Genomic DNA, 16,634 nt, shown 5'->3' on the forward strand with positions numbered 1-16,634 from the left:
GTGAGAACTTTCGTGTCGTACTGCAGGTATTACGGGCTGCCTACGGGCGACGGATCGCATCGGCCGCGGCCGTGGCTGCGGGACCCGCGGCCAGCTCCGTCTCCAGGAGCTGCTTGCCGAGCAGCTCGGGGTCCGGGAGCTCCATCGGGTACTCGCCGTCGAAGCAGGCGCGGCAGAGGTTCGGCTTGTCGATGGTGGTGGCCTCGATCATGCCGTCGATGGAGATGTACGAGAGGGAGTCGGCGCCGAGCGACGTGCCGATCTCCTCGATGGTCATGCCGTTGGCGATGAGCTCCGCGCGCGTGGCGAAGTCGATGCCGAAGAAGCAGGGCCACTTCACGGGCGGCGAGGAGATCCGGATGTGGACCTCGGCCGCGCCCGCCTCACGGAGCATGCGGACCAGGGCCCGCTGGGTGTTGCCGCGCACGATCGAGTCGTCGACGACGACCAGCCGCTTGCCCTTGATGACTTCCTTCAGCGGGTTCAGCTTCAGGCGGATGCCGAGCTGCCGGATCGTCTGCGAGGGCTGGATGAACGTCCGGCCGACGTACGCGTTCTTCACGAGACCCGCGCCGAAGGGGATGCCGGAGGCCTCCGCGTAGCCGATGGCGGCCGGGGTGCCGGACTCCGGGGTCGCTATCACCAGGTCCGCGTCGACCGGGGCTTCCTTGGCGAGCTTGCGGCCCATCTCCACGCGGGAGAGGTACACGTTCCGGCCGGCGATGTCGGTGTCGGGGCGGGCCAGGTACACGTACTCGAAGACACAGCCCTTGGGCTTCGCGTCCGCGAATCGGGAGGTGCGCAGGCCGTTCTCGTCGATGGCGATGAACTCGCCCGGCTCTATCTCGCGGACGTAGGCCGCGCCGCAGATGTCGAGGGCGGCGGACTCGGAGGCGACCACCCAGCCGCGCTCCAGCCGGCCGAGGACCAGCGGGCGGATGCCCTGCGGGTCGCGGGCCGCGTAGAGGGTGTGCTCGTCCATGAAGACGAGCGAGAAGGCGCCCTTGACCTGCGGGAGGATCTGGTGGGCGGCCTCTTCGATGGTCAGCGGCTTGCCGTCCGCGTCGACCTGGGCCGCGAGCAGCGCGGTGAGCAGGTCGGTGTCGTTGGTCGCCGCGACGCGCGGGATGCGGCCTTCCTGCTTGGGCAGGTCGGCGACCATCTCGGCGAGCTGGGCGGTGTTGACGAGGTTGCCGTTGTGGCCGAGCGCGATCGAGCCGTGCGCGGTGGCCCGGAACGTCGGCTGGGCGTTCTCCCACACGGAGGCGCCGGTGGTCGAGTAGCGGGCGTGTCCGACCGCGATATGACCCTGGAGCGAACCGAGCGAGGTCTCGTCGAAGACCTGGGAAACGAGACCCATGTCCTTGAAGACGAGGATCTGGGAGCCGTTGCTGACCGCGATTCCCGCGGATTCCTGACCCCGATGCTGGAGGGCGTAGAGCCCGAAGTAAGTGAGCTTGGCGACCTCTTCACCGGGAGCCCAGACTCCGAAGACGCCGCAAGCGTCCTGGGGGCCTTTCTCGCCGGGGAGCAGATCATGACTGAGTCGACCGTCACCACGTGGCACGCCACCGAGTGTAGGCGAGATCGACCACTGGTCCGAATTGGGGATACCTGCCGGTAACCGGATCACTCGTCGGCGACACTTATCATGATCGACTCATTTTTGCAGGTCAGACGTGATAAGCGGTGATCCAATAGCCGGTCCGGCGCGATGTGGCGGCGACCGCGAGGGGAGCCGTTCCACGGGTGCGAGTGAGGTGTCGCACACCGTTGGGGACGGGCGGCGGGCGAGATCTCATTCTCTGGTCAGTCTCTGGTCAGTCGGACCTGGTCGCCGTCGGCCGTGCCGAGGGTCAGCGTGGTGCCCTTGACCTCGGTGGTGAGGGCGCCCTCGGCGAGGGCTGCGGACAGGGCGCGCTCGAAGGTCATGGGCCGGCCCTGACAGGCCATCCTGGTCGCCCTGGCCTCGCTGAAGGTGACGCTGTCGCCCTCGACGACGGCCTTGGCGGTGAAGTTGTTGCAGCCGTAGCTGCCCGCCGCCTTGCCGTCCTCGATCTTCAGGTGCGCGCCGTCCGGGGCCTGGTGGGTGGTGCCGTCCACGATGACGCTGTCGACGTTCCACCGCACCCCGGTGACGGGCTGCTCCGCGCTCACCGCCCCGCTGCCGGGCTGCTCGCCGTCCGACTTCTCCGCGCCGCAGGCCGCGGCGAACGGGAGCAGCGGGACGAGCAGGGCGGCGGCGGTCAGTGTCATGCGCCGCTTGTACGCGCGCGTAGCGCCGTTGTACGTGTGCGTAGGGCTGTGCCTCTGCCTGTACATGCCGGTTCGACGGGACGGGTGGGGTGGTCGGTTCCACCTGGGTTCGACCCGGGTGTCGGTTTCAGGACATGAGCGGCAGCAGAGCCGCGAGGTCGGCCCGCTCCCCGCTCGCGGCGACCTTCGCCGACTCCACGGCCGTCTGCCAGGTCACCCGGCCGGTCGCCAGCCGGATCCAGGTCAGCGGATCGGTCTCGACGACGTTGGGCGGGGTGCCCCGGGTGTGCCGGGGGCCCTCGATGCACTGCACCACGGCGTAGGGCGGGATCCGCACCTCGGTCGCGCCGCCGGGCGCCTTGACGGCGAGCGCGTCGGCGAGCAGCCGGGTGGCGGCGGCGAGCGCCTGACGGTCGTGGGGGATGTCCAGGCCGGGGACGGCCGCGTTGAGATCGTCGGTGTGGACGGTGAGTTCCACGGTGCGGGTGACGAGGTAGTCGGCGAGGGTGATGGCGCCGGTGCGGGCGGCGAGGATCCGTTCGCCGGGAGCGGCGGCGAGCGCCTCGGTGACGCGCTTCTCGGTGCGGGCGTAGAGGGCGTTCAGGTCGGGGTGGGCCGCGGCGAGGTCCAGGGTGTCGTCGGAGATGCCTGCGGCCCGGGCGCCGGTGGCGGACGGCCAGTCCAGGAGCGCGAGTTCCGCCTTCGGCGGCTCGTCCCGGTCGAGGTTGCGGCTGACGGTCTCCACCGCCATGGTCACGTGCGCGGCGAGGTCCCGCACGGTCCAGCCCGCGAGCCTCGTCGGCAGCGCCAGCTGCTCGGGCGTGAGGCCGGCGACCGCCTCGCGTACGTTCCCGAACTGGGCGAGGACGGCTGCGCGGGTCTTGACGGGGTCGTACGCGCGCGTGCGCTTCTTGGCCGGGGGCATGGCGGTGAGCCTAGGGCAGGTCCTGGTCGCGCCGAAGGCCCCGCCCTGGGGAACGGGCGGGGCCTTCGGCGCACTGCTGGTGGAACTCCCGCTTACGCGAGCAGCGCCGGGATGGTCTCCTCGTGCGCCGTGCGCAGCTCCTCCAGGGACAGCTCGAACTCGCCCTGGAGCTCGACCGTGTCGCCGTCGACGACACCGATGCGGGTGACCGGGAGCCCCCGGGCGCCGCACATGTCGTTGAAGCGGAGCTCCTCGGAGCGCGGGACGGCCACCACGGCACGCCCCGCCGACTCGGAGAAGAGAAGGGTGAACGCGTCGAGGCCGTCCGGTACGACCAGCCGCGCGCCCTTGCCGGCGAGCAGCGCCGACTCGACGACCGCCTGGATCAGACCGCCGTCGGACAGGTCGTGCGCGGAGTCGATCATGCCGTCGCGGGAGGCGGAGATCAGGATCTCGGCGAGCAGCCGCTCCCGCTCCAGGTCGACCTTCGGGGGCAGTCCGCCCAGGTGGTCGTGGACGACCTGGGACCAGGCCGAGCCGCCGAACTCCTCACGGGTGTCGCCGAGGAGGTAGAGCAGCTGGCCCTCCTCCTGGAAGGCGACGGGCGTGCGGCGGGCGACGTCGTCGATGACGCCCAGCACGGCCACCACCGGGGTCGGGTGGATGGCCACCTCGCCCGTCTGGTTGTAGAGGGAGACGTTGCCGCCGGTCACCGGGGTGCCCAGTTGCTGGCAGGCGTCGGCCAGGCCGCGGATGGCCTCCGCGAACTGCCACATCACCGCCGGGTCCTCGGGCGAGCCGAAGTTCAGGCAGTCGGAGACGGCGAGCGGCTTGGCACCCGTGGTCGCCACGTTCCGGTAGGCCTCGGAGAGGGCCAGCTGCGCGCCCGCGTAGGGGTCGAGCTTGGCGTACCGGCCGTTGCCGTCGGTCGCGATGGCGACGCCGAGGCCGGTCTCCTCGTCGATCCGGATCATGCCGGAGTCCTCGGGCTGGGCGAGGACGGTGTTGCCCTGCACGAAGTGGTCGTACTGGGACGTGATCCACTTCTTCGACGCCTGGTTGGGCGAGGCCACCAGCTTCAGGACCTGGTCCTTCAGCTCCTCGCCCGTCTGCGGCCGGGGCAGCTTGTTCGCGTCGTCCGCCTGGAGGGCGTCCTGCCACTCCGGGCGGGCGTAGGGGCGCTCGTAGACCGGGCCGTCGTGGGCCACGGTCCGCGGGTCGACGTCGACGATCTTGCCGCCGTGCCAGAAGATCTCGAGGCGGTCGCCGTCCGTGACCTCACCGATGACGGTGGCGATGACGTCCCACTTGTCGCAGATCTCGAGGAACCGGTCGACCTTCGCCGGCTCGACGACCGCGCACATGCGTTCCTGCGACTCGCTCATGAGGATTTCCTCGGGCGAGAGCGTCGAGTCGCGCAGCGGAACGTCGTCCAGCGTGACGCGCATACCGCCGGAGCCGTTCGACGCCAGCTCGGACGTGGCGCAGGAGAGGCCCGCCGCGCCGAGGTCCTGGATGCCGACGACCAGCTTCTCGGCGAAGGCCTCCAGGGTGCACTCGATGAGGAGCTTCTCCTGGAAGGGGTCGCCGACCTGCACGGCCGGGCGCTTCGACGGCTTGGCGTCGTCGAAGGTCTCACTGGCCAGGATGGACGCGCCGCCGATGCCGTCGCCACCGGTCCGGGCCCCGTAGAGGATGACCTTGTTGCCCGCGCCGGACGCCTTCGCGAGGTGGATGTCCTCGTGCCGCATGACGCCGATGGCACCGGCGTTGACCAGCGGGTTGCCCTGGTAGCAGGCGTCGAAGACGACCTCGCCGCCGATGTTCGGCAGGCCCAGGCAGTTGCCGTAGCCGCCGATGCCGGCGACGACGCCCGGCAGGACGCGCTTGGTGTCGGGGTGGTCGGCCGCGCCGAAGCGCAGCGGGTCCACGACCGCGACCGGGCGGGCGCCCATCGCGATGATGTCGCGGACGATGCCGCCGACGCCCGTGGCCGCGCCCTGGTAGGGCTCGACGTAGGAGGGGTGGTTGTGCGACTCGACCTTGAAGGTGACCGCGTAGCCCTGGCCGACGTCCACGACGCCCGCGTTCTCGCCGATGCCCACGAGCAGCGCATCGGACTGGGGGGCCTTCTCGCCGAACTGGCGGAGGTGGACCTTGGAGGACTTGTAGGAGCAGTGCTCGGACCACATGACCGAGTACATGGCGAGCTCGGCGCCGGTCGGGCGGCGGCCGAGGATCTCCACGACCCGTTCGTACTCGTCCTTCTTCAGGCCGAGTTCGGCCCAGGGCAGCTCGACGTCGGGGGTCTCGGCCGCGTGCTCGACCGTGTCCAGAGGCGTCCGGCTCATGCGTTGACCAGCTTCTTGAGGATCGAGGTGAAGAACGGGAGACCGTCCGTGCGGCCGGACCCGACGAGCGGCTCGACGGCGTGCTCCGGGTGCGGCATGAGGCCTACGACGTTGCCGGCCTCGTTGGTGATACCGGCGATGTCACGGAGCGAGCCGTTCGGGTTGAAGTCGACATACCGGAAGGCGACACGGCCCTCTGCCTCGAGCTGGTCGAGGGTGTATTCGTCGGCGACGTACCGGCCGTCCATGTTCTTCAGCGGGATGTGGATCTCCTGGCCCGCTGTGTAGTCGGCCGTCCAGGCGGTGTCCGCGTTCTCCACCCGCAGCTTCTGGTCGCGGCAGATGAAGTGGAGGTGGTCGTTGCCGAGCATCCCGCCGGGCAGCAGATGGGCCTCGGTGAGGATCTGGAAGCCGTTGCAGATGCCGAGAACCGGAAGGCCGGACTTCGCCTGCTCGATGACCGTCTCCATCACGGGCGAGAAGCGGGAGATGGCCCCGGCGCGCAGATAGTCGCCGTAGGAGAAACCGCCGGGAAGGACGACCGCGTCGACCTGGTGGAGGTTCTTGTCCTTGTGCCAGAGAGCGACGGGTTCGGCGCCCGCGAGGCGGATCGCACGCTGGGTGTCCCGGTCGTCGAGGCTGCCCGGGAAAGTGACGACGCCAATACGAGCGGTCACTTCGCGGCCCCCGCGACTGCTTCTTCCGACTCGACCTTGACGGTGAAGTCCTCGATCACGGTGTTGGCGAGGAAGGATTCCGCAAGATCGTGGATGCGGGCGAGGGCGGCCTCGTCTACGGGTCCGTCAACTTCCAGTTCGAATCGCTTTCCCTGACGTACGTCGGAGATGCCTTCGAAACCCAGCCGCGGCAGTGCGCGCTGCACCGCCTGGCCCTGGGGGTCGAGGATCTCCGGCTTGAGCATGACGTCGACTACGACGCGTGCCACTGGCACTCCCGGTGGTGTGGTGCTGAGCAGGCTCCTGCGGGTGTCTCCAACAGGTGTCTTCAGACTACCCGTACAAAATTTCTACGCGGGTAGAGTTGTAGGAAAGTACGTGAGCGCCATCACGATCAGGTATCGGACCTGTGCCTTCGCGGAAATTTCAGGGAAAGATCCGGGGTGCACCCGCGTTCCCTATTGCCCCGGGACACGCGGACAGATTTAGTCGGGCTTCACATTGCAATGCCGGGCACTGTACAAATGAATTGGTAATAGCCGATACTTTGCCCCATAACAGGCGAACAGTCGACATCTCCGCGGCGTCTTGGCACGTCATCGCAGAGCTGTCGCACGAAGGGACCGATATTCGTGGCGCAGAAGGTCGTGGTCACTCTCTTTGACGACATCGACGGCTCGGAAGCGGCGGAAACGATCGCCTTCGGGCTCGACGGCAAGTCGTACGAGATCGACCTGAATGAAGCCAATGCCAAGAAACTGCGTAAGGCCCTCGCACCCTACGTGGACGCCGGCCGCAAGCGGTCGAAGTCCGGCAGGGCCTACAAGCAGACGGAGGTCGCCCCCGACCCGTCGGCGGTCCGCGCCTGGGCCCAGGCCAACAAGATGGAGGTGCCGGCCCGCGGCCGCATCCCCAAGAAGATCTACGAGGCCTTCGCCGACGCGCAGTGAGCCCGGCCCGGTGAAGCCCGCTCCGGTGCTCCCGGCGCGGTGAAGGCCGGGCCGACGGCCGGTCACCCGCCCCTCGAACGAACCGACTTGCGCTGCACCCCTCCGGGTCGGCTAGAGTCTGGAGCACGCCGAGGGGCGGGGCCCGAAAAGCCCAGCTCACGGAGTACACGCGGGTGTAGTTCAGTAGTAGAACATCCCCCTTCCAGGGGGAAGGCGCAGTGTGCAATTCCTGTCACCCGCTCTGCACCGCCGGTCTGGCCAGTCTCCTGGATCAGGTAGGCTGGTGCTCGCGCCGATCAGTGAAAGCTGGTCGGAGGCAATGCGGACGTAGCTCAGTTGGTAGAGCGCAACCTTGCCAAGGTTGAGGTCGCGAGTTCGAGCCTCGTCGTCCGCTCTTGTATCAAGCCCCCCGGCTGTTGCCGGGGGGCTTTTTCGTGCGCGCCCATCGGCCATCGCCCGTCGCCCGCCGACCGTCGCCCACCGGATCTGACATTTGTCATATGGAGTGGTGACACCTCGCACTGCAGTCGGCTCCCGTCCGCGGGGAGGCTGAAGGCATGGACACGAATGAACACGTGATTGAGGTCACCGACCTCCGGCGTGTGTACGGGGGCGGGTTCGAAGCGGTCCGTGGGATCTCCTTCCACGTCGACCGCGGTGAGATCTTCGCGCTGCTCGGCACCAACGGCGCCGGCAAGACATCGACGGTCGAATTGCTGGAGGGGCTCGCCCGGCCCGACGGCGGGCGGATCGGCGTCCTCGGGCACGATCCGTACACCGAGCGGGCCGCCGTCCGGCCGCGCACCGGCGTGATGCTTCAGGAGGGCGGCTTCCCCTCCGAGCTGACCGTCGCCGAGACGGCGCGGATGTGGTCCGGCTGCGTGAGCGGCGCCCGTCCCGTCGCGGAGGCGCTGGCGCTGGTCGGGCTCGCCGGGCGGGCCGGCGTCCGGGTCAAGCAGCTGTCCGGGGGTGAGCGGCGCCGCCTCGACCTGGCGCTCGCGGTGCTCGGCGAACCCGAGGTGCTGTTCCTGGACGAGCCGACGACCGGCCTGGACGCCGAGGGCCGCCGCGACACCTGGGACCTGGTGCGCACCCTGCGCGACGCCGGTACGACGGTGCTGCTGACCACGCACTACCTGGAGGAGGCGGAGAACCTCGCCGACCGGCTGGCCATCCTGCACAAGGGCCGTATCGCGGCCGCCGGGACACCCGACGAGGTGACCGGCGCCCAGCCGTCCCGGATCGCGTTCGAACTGCCCGAGGGGTACTTCGTGGGCGACCTGCCGCCGCTGGGCGAACTGGGCGTGTGCGATCACGAGATCGAGGGGCGCGTCATACGGCTGCACACCCGCGAGTTGCAGCGGGCGGCGACCGGCCTGCTGATGTGGGCGGAGCGGGCCGGGGTCGAACTGCGCAGGCTGGACGTGCGGTCGGCCTCGTTGGAGGAGGCGTTCCTGGGGATAGCCCGGCAGGCGTCGAACAGGGACCACAGCGGCACTGCCGGAGACGACACGACCGAGGAGGTCGCGGCATGAGCGGGGCAACGGTGAAGAACACGACCGGCCGGGCGGCCACGCGTACGGTCACCACGCCCGTGAGCCGGATGACCGCCCTGGCACGCGCCGAGCTGACGCTGCTCGTGCGCAGCAAGAGCACGCTCATCACGGCCGTGGTGGTACCGCTCGCGCTGCCGGTCAGCCTGTTCTCGGTGGTCGAGGACATGGAGGTGGAGGACGCCGGGCTGACCGTCGGCCTGGTGCTCCTGCCCGCCGCGATCGGCTTCTCGCTGCTGTTCGGGGTGTACTCGGCGCTGACGGCCATCTACACCGCCCGGCGCGAGGAGTTGGTGCTGAAGCGGCTGCGCACGGGTGAGCTGCGGGATGCGGAGATCCTCGGCGGGGCGGCCCTGCCGGTCCTCGTCACCGGGCTGGTGCAGTCCCTGGTGCTGGTGGCCGGTTCGACGGTCCTGCTCGACATACCGGCCCCCGAGGCCCCGCATCTCGCCGTTCTGGGGCTGCTGTTGGGCCTGGCGATGTGCACGGCGCTCGCGGCGGTCACGGCGGCGCTGACCCGGACCGTGGAGAACGCACAGGTCACCAGCCTGCCGATGGTGCTCGTGTCGATGATCGGCTCCGGGGTGGCCGTCCCCCTCGAACTGCTGCCCGACCGGCTCGCCTCGGTCTTCGAACTGCTGCCGCTGTCCCCGGTGATCGCCCTGATACGCGGCGGCTGGACCGGAGACCTGTCGGCGTACGAGACTCTGGGCGCCCTGTTGACCGCACTGGCCTGGACCGTGCCGGCGGTGTTTGCTGTACAGCGGTGGTTCCGCTGGGAACCACGGCGCTGAGAACGGGGGCGACGGGGAGATGCGTGGGCCGGGGGGCTGGTGGCGGCAGAAGAGCACACCGGCGAAGTTCGAGACGTACACGCGATTGTCCTTCCACTTCTTCTGGCTGACCGAGATCCTGGGCATCGGCCTGCCGGCCCTCGGACTGCTCGGGCCGGGGCTGGGTGCGGGGCTGCTCACCGCGGTGGCCCTGCACGGCGGGGTCTGCATGCTGACGGTGTCCCGGGCGGTCGACTGGACGCGCGGGCGGCGCCCGCAGCCGGTGCGACTGCTGTGGACGCTCGCCTCCCTCACCGCCGTGATCGTCGTCGCGGCGATGGTGATCGCCAAGCACGGTCCGAGCGGGGAGAACGTGGACACCGCCGCGGGCGGGGTCTTCGGGGTCGTCCTGATCGTCAGCGCGGGGGTCATCGTGCTCGGTGTGCGGGATAGGCGCCGCGTCTACGCGGTCGTGGGCGGCTTCGCCTTCGGCTCGGGAGCGATCTCGTTGGCGCTGGGCGGGCCCGCCGCCTCTGTCCTGATCACCGTGGGGGGCGTGCTCGTCGGCTGCTCGTTCCTCGCCTTCACGGCCGTCTTCTCCGTCTGGCTGCTCGACGCCGTCTACGCGCTCGACGAGGCCCGCGAGACCCGGGCCCGGCTCGCCGTCGCCGAGGAGCGGCTGCGGTTCGGACGGGACCTGCACGATGTGATGGGCAGGAACCTGGCCGTGATCGCCCTGAAGAGCGAGCTGGCCGTGCAACTGGCCCGGCGTGGGCGACCGGAGGCCGTGGAGCAGATGATCGAGGTCCAGCGGATAGCGCAGGAGTCGCAGCGCGAGGTGCACGAGGTCGTGCGGGGCTATCGGGAAGCCGACCTCGGCGTCGAACTCGCCGGTGCGCAAGGGGTGTTGAGTGCGGCGGGGATCGCGTGCGAGGTGCGGGGCGAGACCGGCGGGCTGCCCGCCGAGGTGCAGTCGGCGCTCGGCTGGGTGGTGCGGGAGACGACCACCAATGTGCTGCGGCACGGAGACGCCGGACGGTGCTCGGTGGCGCTGCGGGTGACGGAGGGACGTGCGGTGCTGACGGTGGAGAACGACGGGGTCGAGGAGACCCTCGACTCCGGAAGCGGTTCCGGGGGCGGGTCGGGGCTGGTCGGACTGCGGGAGCGGCTGCAGGTGGTCGACGGGACGCTGGAGGCCGGGTTCGTCGGCGCGGGTGTGTTCCGGGTGGTGGCCGAGGTGCCCCTGAGTCCGGTGACCCCCATGGCCTCCGTGACTCCCCGGACTCCCCTGACCACCGAGACTGTTGTGAGAGAGGTCACTTCATGACAGCGCCGGTGCGGGTGCTGCTCGCCGACGACGAGCACCTCATCCGGGGTGCGCTGGCCGCGCTGCTCTCCCTGGAGGACGACCTGGTGATCGTCGCCGAGGCGGCCACCGGACCGGAGGCCCTGGCGATGGCACGGGCGCACCGGCCCGATGTGGCCGTCCTGGATCTTCAGATGCCGGGCGCCGACGGTGTGAAGGTCGCCACATCCCTGCGGACCGAACTGCCCGACTGCCGGGCCATGATCGTCACCAGCCATGGTCGGCCGGGGCATCTCAAGCGGGCGCTTGCAGCGGGTGTGCGCGGGTTCGTCCCGAAGACCGTGAGCGCCCAGCGGCTCGCGGAGATCATCCGCACGGTGCATGCCGGGAACCGTTACGTCGACCCGGAGTTGGCCGCCGACGCGATCGCGGCCGGGGACTCGCCGCTGACCTCGCGGGAGGCGGAGGTGCTCGAACTCGCCGCCGACGGAGCGCCGGTCGCGGAGATCGCGGAGCGGGCCGCGCTGTCGCAGGGGACCGTGCGGAACTATCTGTCGTCGGCCGTCTCCAAGCTCGGGGCGGAGAACCGGCACGCGGCGGTGCGGCTCGCCCGGGAGCGGGGTTGGGTATAGTTGGCCTCGCGCCACGGCACATTCACCACAACGAATGCACCTCGGCGCAGTGCGGACGTAGCTCAGTTGGTAGAGCGCAACCTTGCCAAGGTTGAGGTCGCGAGTTCGAGCCTCGTCGTCCGCTCCATCGCAAAGGCCCCGGTCATCGACCGGGGCCTTTGGCGTGCGGGGCCCTTTCGGGTCAGGTCCAGCGGGCGCCGGTGAGGCGCTCGTAGGCCTCGACGTACTTCGCGCGGGTCGCGTCCACGATGTGCTGGGGCAGGGGCGGCGGGGGCTGCTCGCTCGCTCGGTCCCAGCCGGACTCGGCCGAGGTCAGCCAGTCGCGCACGAACTGCTTGTCGTACGAGGGCTGCGCGCGGCCCGGCTGCCACCGGTCGGCCGGCCAGAAGCGGGAGGAGTCCGGGGTGAGGACCTCGTCGGCGATGACCAGCGTGTCCCCGTCGAAGCCGAACTCGAACTTGGTGTCGGCGAGGATGATGCCCCGGGCGCGGGCGATGTCGCGGGCCCTGCCGTAGACAGCGAGGGTGGCCTGGCGGAGCTGGGCCGCGGTGTCGGCGCCGACCTGACGGGCGACCTCCTCGTAGGAGACGTTCTCGTCGTGCTCGCCGACGGCGGCCTTGGTGGCCGGGGTGAAGATCGGGGCGGGCAGCTCGCTGCCGTCGACCAGGCCCTCGGGCAGGGCGAGGCCGCAGACCGTGCGGGACTCCCGGTACTCGAGAAGGCCCGAGCCGGTGAGGTAGCCGCGGGCCACGCACTCCACGGGGACCATCCGCAGCGACTTGCAGGTCAGCGTGCGGCCGACCCAGTCGGCGGGGGCGCCGGCGGGCAGTTCCGTGCTGAGTACGTGGTGCGGGACCAGGTCGGCGAGCTGGTCGAACCACCACAGGGAGAGCTGGGTGAGGACGCGGCCCTTGTCGGGGATCTCGGTCGGCAGCACCCAGTCGAAGGCGGACGTACGGTCGCTGGCGACCATCACGAGGTCGCCCGCCTCGTTCTGGTACAGCTCGCGCACCTTGCCGGTGTGCAGATGCACCAGGCCCGGCACCTGAAGAGGCTCGGGCTTTTCTACGAATCCGGACACGGTTCCTCCCCGTGGTTCTGACTAACGACTCGATTGTCCCGTATGACTGCCCGGCTCCGGGCAGCGGGTCAGTCGCGTTTGCAGATGCGGTCCAGGAGGTTGGCCGTGGCGCGTTGGACGCGGGGGTCGACATGGCCGGGCCGGTCCAGGGCCGGGGACCAGGCGAAGGTGCCGGAGGCGAAGACCAAGGCGCCGGAAGGGGCGCGGTAGAGGGAGGTCTCCTGGTGCCGGAGGACGCCGTCGCCGTCGGCGTAGGGGGAGTGGGCGAGGAGGATGCGGTCCTCGTGGGGCGGCAGCGGGGTGCGCGGGAAGTAGCGGTCGGCCTCGCCCGCGACCAGGTCCTCGATGCCGTCGCCCTCACCCGCGCCGGTCGCCTCCCACAGCCAGTGCTCGGCGTTGCGGACGATCAGCGGCTGCGGCTCGGGCACCCGGCCCGCGTACTGGATGCCGATCAGTTGCTGCTCGGCGCGGTCGATCTCCCGCCACAGGACGGGCTTGCCGGGCCCCTTGCGTTTACGGCAGGTGAGCAGCCGGCCGGGCACGCCGAACGTGGAAGGCCCCAACTCCACCTGCCAGTAGAGGGAGTTGGCGGACAGGAACACGAGCGAGGTGCCACTGTCGCGGGCGAGTTCCACGGTGCGGCGCATGCTCGCCGACCAGTACTCGTCATGGCCGGGGAAGACCAGGCCCCGGTAACGGGTGGGGTCGATGTGACCGGTGTGCAGGTCGCGGGCGTCGGCGTAGGCGAGGTCGTAGCCGTAGCGCTCGGCCCAGCGGATGAAGTCGTAGGCGTGGCCGACGTGGAGGGGGAGGCCGGCGCCGGCGTACGGACGGTCGAAGGAGACCGTCGTCGCCGCGTCGGACTCGCCGAGGAGACGGCCGCTGTCGTCCCACGCGTGGTAGAGGCTGGCGCCGGTCCGGCCGTCCTCGGGGTAGAGGTTGTAGGCCTGCCAGGTGATGTCGGGGAGGACCAGGAGCAGGTCGGCCGGGTGGTGGTCGCGGACCGTGAAGGGCACGTGCGAGCGGTAGCCGTCGACGGTGGTGAGGACGGCGACGTACGCGCCGACGTTCCAGTACGACGGGACCTGAAGGCGCCAGGAGAGCCACCAGTGGTGGCAGGAGACCGTGCGGTCGGCGGTCAGGGGCGGGGGCTGGACGATGCCGGAGAGGCGCGGACTGGTGGTGATCTTGGCCGCGCCGTCGCCGTCGTAGTGGCCGATGCGGTAGATGTCGACGCTGAATTCCTGGGGCGGGTCGACGGTGATGTGGAAGTCGACGGCGTCGCCGGGGGCGACCGCGCCGGTGGAGACGAAGCCTTTGATCTGGCGGCGGACGTCGTCGGCGGAGCGGGGACCCCCGGCGCCGGTCTCGGGTGCGGTGCGGGGGGCGGGGACGCGGGAGGCGCCCGACGTCGGGGCCGAGGCGGGGGCCGGGTCCGGGTCCACGTACCAGGGGACGACCTGGCCGGTGTCGTCGAAGTACGTCTCGCTGCCGCGCAGCCAGGGGAGGGGGCCCTGTCCGAAGGGGTCGGTCACCGCGTGGGCCAGCGCTCCCGACTCCCATCGGCGGATGCGCTCCGGTCCTGGTCCTGGTCCGGGTGCCATGGTTCTCCCCTCCCTCGTGCCCCCGTGGTGGTTCGTGCGTACGTGACCGCCGTGCGCCTGCGTCTCGTGTGTCCCGCGTATCTCGCGTGCCTTTCGCAGCTCGCGCGTGTCTCGCGTTTTGTCTTATGTCGCGAGCTCTTGCCATGGGCTCTATCGGTCCCAGCACATCACATAACGCGCGCAGACAGTCACTATTCGTTGCGAATTGGCCGAAAGTGGAAGGGGCAGCTCCGATAGAGCGTCGCTGCGGTGGTGCTGCGGTGGTGCCGCGCTCAGCCGAGCCGTACCGGCTTCTCCGGACGTATGCCCAGCTCCACGAGCCAGGTGCGCAGCGGAACCGCGTCGCCGTCCTCGACGAGCCTGAGGATCCGGGGGGCCAGATCGGCCACGCGCACGCCGTCGACCATGAGTATCGGGCCGTCGAGCCAGTCGAGGCCCGGGGTCGCGCCGACCGTGTCCATCGCGGCGCAGCAGACCATCGCCGTGACGTGGTCGGCGAGGAGCTCGCGGTCGGTGCGCGGGGACTGGAGAGGGAACAGGGGCAGCGCGTCGCCGTTCCAGAGCGCCGTGTCGGGGCCCTGGCCGGGCGCCGGAGAGCCGACGGAGGCCGGGGGCGCGGCCGCCGCCTCCTCCCGGGCGACCTCGGCGCCTAGCCGGGCGGCGAGGGCGGCGCTGCGCGGGTTGGGCGGCAGGAAGTCGTCGCCGTCGAGGGCTTCGGGGGTGGGGGCGAGGGTGGGCGCGAGGCTGGGATCGGAGTCGGAGTCGGCCGTGGGAGGCGCGGGCGGCGGGGCGGCCGTGTTCGTCGGGTAGGACGTGTCCACGGGGGCCCCCTCCGCGCCGTGGCCCTCCTCCCCGACATCGCGCCGGTCCGTCAAGTGCTCCAGGACGCGGGCCAGGGTGGGGCCCCCGGGATGGGCGATGCTCGTGGGGTGGGCGGAGTTCGAGAGATCGAGGCGGCCGGTGGGATCGAGGCGGCCGGTGGGGCCGGGGGTGCGACGGACGCCGAGGGCGTCCAGGACCCGGTGGAGGCGGGCCGCGTCGGTGCGCCACTTGCGGTCGACGACTTCGTCCGGGTAGTCCTCCCAGGCCACCGGTGACCAGTCCGGGCCGGGCTCCGCCGGGCCGCCGTGGAAGAGGCGGGCGGCGAGCAGCGAGGCGGCCTCGTCGACCGTGCCGGGCTCTTCGAGCAGGTCACAGGCGGGGCGCTCGCCGAGCCGGGAGGCGAAGCCCTCGGCCAGCCGGTCGCGCCGGGACAGCTCGGTCAGGGCGGCGACGACTCCCGCGTCCAGCCGGGAGGGCCAGCGGCCCATCCGCCAGGCGGGCAGCGCCACCCGGGTGAGCAGCCGGTCCCAGCCCGCGTACGCGAGGCCCACCTGTTCCTGCGCGACGATCCGCAGCCCGTAGTCCACAGCCTGTGCACGCTCGGCGGCCGCGGCGGCCACGCCCCGCTCCATCTCGCCGGCGTGGACCTGGCAGCCGCGCAGCATCAGCCGCGCGACCCAGCCGATGCCCGAGCAGACCGGCCGGAGGACGGGGTTCCGTGCGCCGCGGTCGGCACAGACGGCCACCGCCGCGTCCAGCCCGCGCACGAAGCGCCGGGCCGCGGCTATGTCCGGGTGCGCCGAGGGGCCCGTACCGGCGACCACCGGGGCGAGGACGGCCCGTAGCTCGCCGACCCGCATCCACCACAGGAACGGGGAGCCTATGACGAGCACGGGCGCCGCTGTCGTACGGCGGTGGAGAGCGCCGTTGGAGCCGCCCGCGCCGGCTATCTCGTCGCGGTCGCGCGGCGGGGGCGGGCCGTGGGCCGGGTGGGTGCGGTCCTCCAGCCAGCTGTCGCAGTCCGGGGTGAGCGCTATCGCGGAGGGCACGGGGACGTCGAGGCGGTCGGCGAGGTCACGGACCAGGCGGTACAGATCGGGGGCCGCCTCCTCGGCGACGGCGACCGTGGGACTGACGGCGGGGCGGGCCCGGGCGACGACCAGGGCGATCACGCCCGCGGCTAGCAGGACGACGAGCGCGACGACGGAGACGGTCCAGCGGGCGGCGTCCCAGCCCTGGCCCGCGAACTGGCCGGTGGAACCGCCCGCGAGCAGGATCACGGCAGCGGCCGCGGGCAGCATCGCGACGGCGAGCGCCCGGCTGCGGATGCGCAGCACCGCCAGCGCCCGGGCACGCGCGGCCTGCGCGCCCACCTCCACTCCCATACCGGTCACGACCGGACCTCACCCCCTCCCTGTAGTCCTGTTTCCCCCGGCTGTCTTCGCAGTTGTCACTCCCCCACTGTGGCACCCGCCACTGACATCGCAATGCCGGTGGGCCAAGTGCCGGAACGAGTACCGGATGGCTTGCGCCGCACCCTAGTTGGCGGTCCGGCCCCCGTCAGCCGGATAGCTCAGCGCTCACTCGATGGAATGGCCTTGGGGAAAGGTGTATGACATTGGGCAACGATCAGGCCCCGGGTTCCACGGGTCCTCGGTGAGGACTTCCATGGCGGCCCGGGGCCTGGGAGACACCTGGTGGGCG

At 70.9% G+C, this 16,634-nt stretch carries 14 protein-coding genes and 3 tRNA genes; 8 read left to right on the forward strand and 9 right to left on the reverse strand.

The features are described from left to right. Positions 1-40: 40 nt before the first annotated feature. The 6 genes from purF to purS form a co-directional block, all read right to left on the reverse strand. Complete coding sequence (gene purF, locus AB0J04_RS06265; RefSeq protein ID WP_363167195.1) at positions 41-1,567, reverse strand: amidophosphoribosyltransferase; 1,527 nt, start codon at positions 1,565-1,567, stop codon at positions 41-43. Between the two features lie 242 nt (positions 1,568-1,809). After that, entirely contained in the window at positions 1,810-2,256 is a 447-nt protein-coding gene (locus AB0J04_RS06270; RefSeq protein WP_363167196.1) for an META domain-containing protein, read from the reverse strand. A 127-nt stretch (positions 2,257-2,383) separates the two neighbouring features. Further along, positions 2,384-3,181, reverse strand: coding sequence for a sterol carrier family protein (locus AB0J04_RS06275; RefSeq protein WP_363167197.1), 798 nt, complete (start codon positions 3,179-3,181; stop codon positions 2,384-2,386). A gap of 92 nt (positions 3,182-3,273) precedes the next feature. Next, the gene (gene purL / locus AB0J04_RS06280; RefSeq protein WP_363167198.1) at positions 3,274-5,532 is read right to left on the reverse strand and encodes a phosphoribosylformylglycinamidine synthase subunit PurL; all 2,259 of its coding nucleotides are present in this window, start codon (positions 5,530-5,532) and stop codon (positions 3,274-3,276) included. Then, positions 5,529-6,209 carry a phosphoribosylformylglycinamidine synthase subunit PurQ gene (purQ, locus tag AB0J04_RS06285; protein WP_363167199.1) on the reverse strand — a complete coding sequence of 227 codons (681 nt, stop codon included), beginning with the start codon at positions 6,207-6,209 and terminating at the stop codon, positions 5,529-5,531. Before purQ ends, purL begins: the two co-directional genes overlap by 4 nt. After that, complete coding sequence (purS, locus tag AB0J04_RS06290) at positions 6,206-6,478, reverse strand: phosphoribosylformylglycinamidine synthase subunit PurS (RefSeq protein ID WP_020131278.1); 273 nt, start codon at positions 6,476-6,478, stop codon at positions 6,206-6,208. Before purS ends, purQ begins: the two co-directional genes overlap by 4 nt. 363 nt (positions 6,479-6,841) lie before the next feature. Here purS and AB0J04_RS06295 point away from each other — a divergent pair, with 363 nt between their 5' ends. From AB0J04_RS06295 to AB0J04_RS06330, 8 genes are all read left to right on the forward strand, one after another. After that, complete coding sequence (locus AB0J04_RS06295) at positions 6,842-7,159, forward strand: Lsr2 family protein (protein ID WP_363167200.1); 318 nt, start codon at positions 6,842-6,844, stop codon at positions 7,157-7,159. Positions 7,160-7,328: 169 nt separating this feature from the next. Then, positions 7,329-7,400: transfer RNA gene (locus AB0J04_RS06300), tRNA-Gly, on the forward strand. Between the two features lie 80 nt (positions 7,401-7,480). Further along, positions 7,481-7,553 (forward strand) — tRNA-Gly (locus AB0J04_RS06305). A 163-nt stretch (positions 7,554-7,716) separates the two neighbouring features. Then, on the forward strand, positions 7,717-8,694 hold the full coding sequence (locus AB0J04_RS06310; protein WP_363167201.1) for an ABC transporter ATP-binding protein: 978 nt from the start codon (positions 7,717-7,719) through the stop codon (positions 8,692-8,694). After that, positions 8,691-9,506: an ABC transporter permease gene (locus AB0J04_RS06315; protein WP_363167202.1), complete on the forward strand. Its 816-nt coding sequence runs from the start codon at positions 8,691-8,693 to the stop codon at positions 9,504-9,506. Before AB0J04_RS06310 ends, AB0J04_RS06315 begins: the two co-directional genes overlap by 4 nt. 19 nt (positions 9,507-9,525) lie before the next feature. Continuing rightward, positions 9,526-10,812, forward strand: coding sequence for a histidine kinase (locus AB0J04_RS06320; protein ID WP_363167203.1), 1,287 nt, complete (start codon positions 9,526-9,528; stop codon positions 10,810-10,812). After that, a complete protein-coding gene (locus tag AB0J04_RS06325; protein WP_363167204.1) occupies positions 10,809-11,423 on the forward strand; it encodes a response regulator transcription factor in 615 nt (204 codons plus the stop codon). Before AB0J04_RS06320 ends, AB0J04_RS06325 begins: the two co-directional genes overlap by 4 nt. A 51-nt stretch (positions 11,424-11,474) precedes the next feature. Then, positions 11,475-11,550: transfer RNA gene (locus AB0J04_RS06330), tRNA-Gly, on the forward strand. A gap of 54 nt (positions 11,551-11,604) precedes the next feature. On the opposite strand, the gene AB0J04_RS06335 is transcribed toward AB0J04_RS06330, so the two are convergent. From AB0J04_RS06335 to AB0J04_RS06345, 3 genes are all read right to left on the reverse strand, one after another. Next, a complete protein-coding gene (locus tag AB0J04_RS06335) occupies positions 11,605-12,504 on the reverse strand; it encodes a phosphoribosylaminoimidazolesuccinocarboxamide synthase (protein WP_363167205.1) in 900 nt (299 codons plus the stop codon). Positions 12,505-12,572: 68 nt separating this feature from the next. Continuing rightward, entirely contained in the window at positions 12,573-14,108 is a 1,536-nt protein-coding gene (locus tag AB0J04_RS06340) for a N,N-dimethylformamidase beta subunit family domain-containing protein (protein ID WP_363167206.1), read from the reverse strand. Between the two features lie 272 nt (positions 14,109-14,380). Continuing rightward, positions 14,381-16,315, reverse strand: a complete 1,935-nt coding sequence (locus AB0J04_RS06345; protein WP_363167254.1) for a hypothetical protein — start codon at positions 16,313-16,315, stop codon at positions 14,381-14,383. Positions 16,316-16,634: the final 319 nt, after the last annotated feature.

It is taken from the genome of Streptomyces sp. NPDC050263 (assembly GCF_040655955.1).
Taxonomy (GTDB): domain Bacteria; phylum Actinomycetota; class Actinomycetes; order Streptomycetales; family Streptomycetaceae; genus Streptomyces.

Coding starts and splice junctions, on each gene's coding strand:
- AB0J04_RS06310 (WP_363167201.1), top strand. CDS start 7,717: ATGGACACGAATGAACACGTGATTGAGGTCACCGACCTCCGGCGTGTG.
- AB0J04_RS06345 (WP_363167254.1), bottom strand. CDS start 16,315: ATGGGAGTGGAGGTGGGCGCGCAGGCCGCGCGTGCCCGGGCGCTGGCG.
- AB0J04_RS06315 (WP_363167202.1), top strand. CDS start 8,691: ATGAGCGGGGCAACGGTGAAGAACACGACCGGCCGGGCGGCCACGCGT.
- purL (WP_363167198.1), bottom strand. CDS start 5,532: ATGAGCCGGACGCCTCTGGACACGGTCGAGCACGCGGCCGAGACCCCC.
- AB0J04_RS06275 (WP_363167197.1), bottom strand. CDS start 3,181: ATGCCCCCGGCCAAGAAGCGCACGCGCGCGTACGACCCCGTCAAGACC.
- AB0J04_RS06270 (WP_363167196.1), bottom strand. CDS start 2,256: ATGACACTGACCGCCGCCGCCCTGCTCGTCCCGCTGCTCCCGTTCGCC.
- AB0J04_RS06325 (WP_363167204.1), top strand. CDS start 10,809: ATGACAGCGCCGGTGCGGGTGCTGCTCGCCGACGACGAGCACCTCATC.
- AB0J04_RS06320 (WP_363167203.1), top strand. CDS start 9,526: ATGCGTGGGCCGGGGGGCTGGTGGCGGCAGAAGAGCACACCGGCGAAG.
- AB0J04_RS06340 (WP_363167206.1), bottom strand. CDS start 14,108: ATGGCACCCGGACCAGGACCAGGACCGGAGCGCATCCGCCGATGGGAG.